Source organism: Candidatus Peribacteraceae bacterium (assembly GCA_041661065.1).
Taxonomy (GTDB): domain Bacteria; phylum Patescibacteriota; class Gracilibacteria; order Peribacterales; family Peribacteraceae; genus CAIKAD01.
The window spans coordinates 1-2942 of sequence record JBAZVD010000002.1 but is presented as its reverse complement, the minus strand read 5'-3'; the positions used below and the strand labels follow the sequence as shown (position 1 = coordinate 2942).

The window sequence follows — 2942 nt, the reverse complement described above, 5'->3', positions numbered from 1 at the left end:
GATGGGATGCGTCTTCTTCCACGGAGACACTGGATGTGCGCAACGCCAACTGGACGCTGAAGATGGCGCCCGCCAGCCAGCGGCTGCACCTCGCTGCGACGGTGCATGCAGACGTGTTGCTCAATCTGGATTTGGAGTCGATGAAACCACTGGCAATTTTCGGAGAGAATGGCGTCTCCCGCAAAGGCTCGTCACCCAGCGCCGCGAGTCACTACCTCACCTTCCCTCGGCTCAAGGTGTCTGGGGCCTTGAAGTCGGGCGTTGAGTCTCTCGACGTCACCGGCGAGGCCTGGATGGATCACGAGTTCAGCAGCAGCCAGCTCGATGAAGGACAGGTGGGCTGGGACTGGGCGGCACTGCAACTCCATGATGGCACTGAACTCATGGTCTATCGCATGCGCCGTGAAGACGGCAGCACCGATGCGGCATCGAAGTTGGTGACCATTGCGCATGATGGCGCCCAGCAGGCGCTCGGTCCTGATGCTTTCTCATGGAAGGAAATCACGCGATGGAAGAGCCCTCGCTCGGGCGCAGAGTATCCCATTGAGGTGCAGGTCACCTTCGGGCAAGTCACGTATCAGCTTCGACCACTCGTGCAGGATCAAGAACAAGGCGGCGATATCACCGGACTGCCCTACTGGGAGGGCGCGTGTGATGTGCTGGATGCGAGCGGCAAGGTCGTGGGCCGTGCGTTTTTGGAGCTGGCAGGTTATGCGGGGGATTTGCGGAAGCATCTTGGCGGCAAACAGTGAAGCGACGTACCTCGCGCACCGAAGCGCACCGAAACGGTAATCACCGTAGGCAATGCCACCGAGAGATGTGATCAGTTCGCTCATCCAACCACAAGCGGTTCAGTCAACTCATGGATCGTATCACCGTGAAGGGAACGAGGCGTTCCCTCTCCTTGTGCCTGTGCTCACATTCGGCGGCGAAGCGTCCAGCTCAAAGAGCGGTGGCTGAAGTCACTACTCCTTGGGCCTGCGTTCATCTGCCAAGGTGGACACCATGCCCAAGATAGAGGTAGGAACGGCGCATTGGGTTGCGCCGCTCCCCCCTCCGAACCGGACTGGCGGATTTCCCGCATCCGGCTCTCCAGTCAGCAGGTGACTCCATGACGGAGACTGGCGAGTTCTTCACCTCGGGCCTGTTCCAGGCTGAACATCCCGAGGCTGGCAAAGTAGTGGTTGGGCCAGCGCTGTTGGTCGCGGCCTCGTGCGACTCCTTTGAGTCGCTGTCGTTTGCGCAGGATGGCCCTCAAACGCCCCCGCACCCAGCCGTCCGTCTCGCGCAATGCCGCCATGCAAGCATGCTTGAAGTAGCCATGGAACCCACGCAGAAGCGGTTCGAGCCGCATGATGATGGCTTCCAGACTCTCCCCATTGGCTCGCCGCGTCAACGGCTTGAGCCGCTCCTTGAAGCTTTTGAGACTCTTATGCCGGATGAAGCGCCGGATGCGCCCGCTGGTCTTGCCTCGCCAGAACCGGTACCCCAAAAACTCAAAGTGGGCTCCGGGTTGCCCCATGTCCACCACCTTGGTCTTCTCGGGGTGCAGTTGCAGCCCAGCTTCTCTCATCCACTCACCCAGGGTCTCAAGAGCCCGTTGGGCTGAGCCGGCATCGCCACACAGGATGACCATGTCATCGGCATATCGCACCATCTCATACCCTCCTTCACCCATGAGCCGGTCCAGTGGGTCCAGATACACATTGGCCAGCAAGGGACTGATGACTCCACCTTGCGGTGTGCCCTCCTCCATGGACTCTGTGTACCCTTCTCCCTGTTCCAGCACTCCCTGTTTGAGCAATGACTCCAGCAGTCCCAGCACCCGTCCATCAGCGATGCGCTCGCGCACCAGACTCATGAGACGTTCATGGGGAATGCTGTCGAAGTATCCTTTGATGTCCACGTCCACCACGTGCACCAGCCCGCTTTGCAGCAGCTCGTCCACGCGGCGCAGCACGTCCTTGCAACCACGTCCGGGCCGGAACCCATAGCTGTGTGGCGCAAACTCACGCTCAAAGATGGGCTCAATGACCATCCTCAAGGCGCTCTGCACCACACGGTCGCGCACCGTGGGAATGCCCAACGGGCGTCCCTGCGCGCTTCCTGCTTTGGGTATCCACACCCGTTTGACTGGCTGGGGCTGGTAGGTGCCTCCCTTGAGGTGCTCTCTAACGGCGAGCAGCCGCTTCTGGCTGTCTTTGGCGAAGTGCCCTACACTCACACCATCCACGCCGCAGGCCCCTGCGTTGGATGATACCTTGTCCCAGGCCAGTCGAAGGGTCCCTTCCGCATAGACCTTGTCTATAAGGCTGAACCACTTCTTTCCTTTGGCCCCGCTGTCACGCAGGGCCACCAGCATCTTCTCACTCCAGACTCCACGTTCGGCTCCGTAGCGCTGCCACAGATCCTCTTCCCCTTGTTTATCCGTTTCCGGAACTGACGGGGAGGTGTCTTCGCCTCGTCCTTCATGTGAAGCTTCTGCTTCCCTGCCGCCCTTGGCTCCACCGGCGTTACCCGGCTTCAATGCTACTATGGCGGCTCTGACTCCTGTCAGGGGGCTTGCGCCCTCCTGTCCTGACAGGTCTCCTGTGTTCACGGCACCACCCTTCCCAGACATACCACCACCAACCACCCCAACATCCCCTGCTGCCGCCTCCATGGCTCGCGGCAACGGGCTCGGGCTTCTCTTAACCTCGGGGCTTCGCCTTTCGATCGCAGGCTCGCCGGTCTGTTGTGGCCGAATCGTGTTCACTCTCGTTGCGGTCTGTCTGGTTCTCTTCGGTTGCTCTCCACCCCGCCTCACGGCGACGCAGTTACTCTGAGTTCTCAACCGGCCATTGGCTCCGGTTGGCTGGAGTCTTCCACTCCAGAGGGTTGTGCAGCTTCACAGCGCACGATCGGGGGCACTCCTGCCCCCATGGATCGGGTGGCCCTGACGG

Annotated in this window: 2 protein-coding genes; one reads left to right on the top strand and one right to left on the bottom strand. The window is 60.7% G+C overall.

What is annotated here, in order from left to right; translation table 11 throughout:
- The coding region (locus WC698_06385; GenBank protein ID MFA6039860.1) for a lipocalin family protein at positions 1-752 on the top strand (752 nt) is incomplete at its 5' end.
- A gap of 344 nt (positions 753-1096) precedes the next feature.
- Here the strand turns inward: WC698_06385 and ltrA are convergent.
- A complete protein-coding gene (gene ltrA / locus WC698_06380) occupies positions 1097-2527 on the bottom strand; it encodes a group II intron reverse transcriptase/maturase (GenBank protein ID MFA6039859.1) in 1431 nt (476 codons plus the stop codon).
- Between the last annotated feature and the right edge of the window lie 415 nt (positions 2528-2942).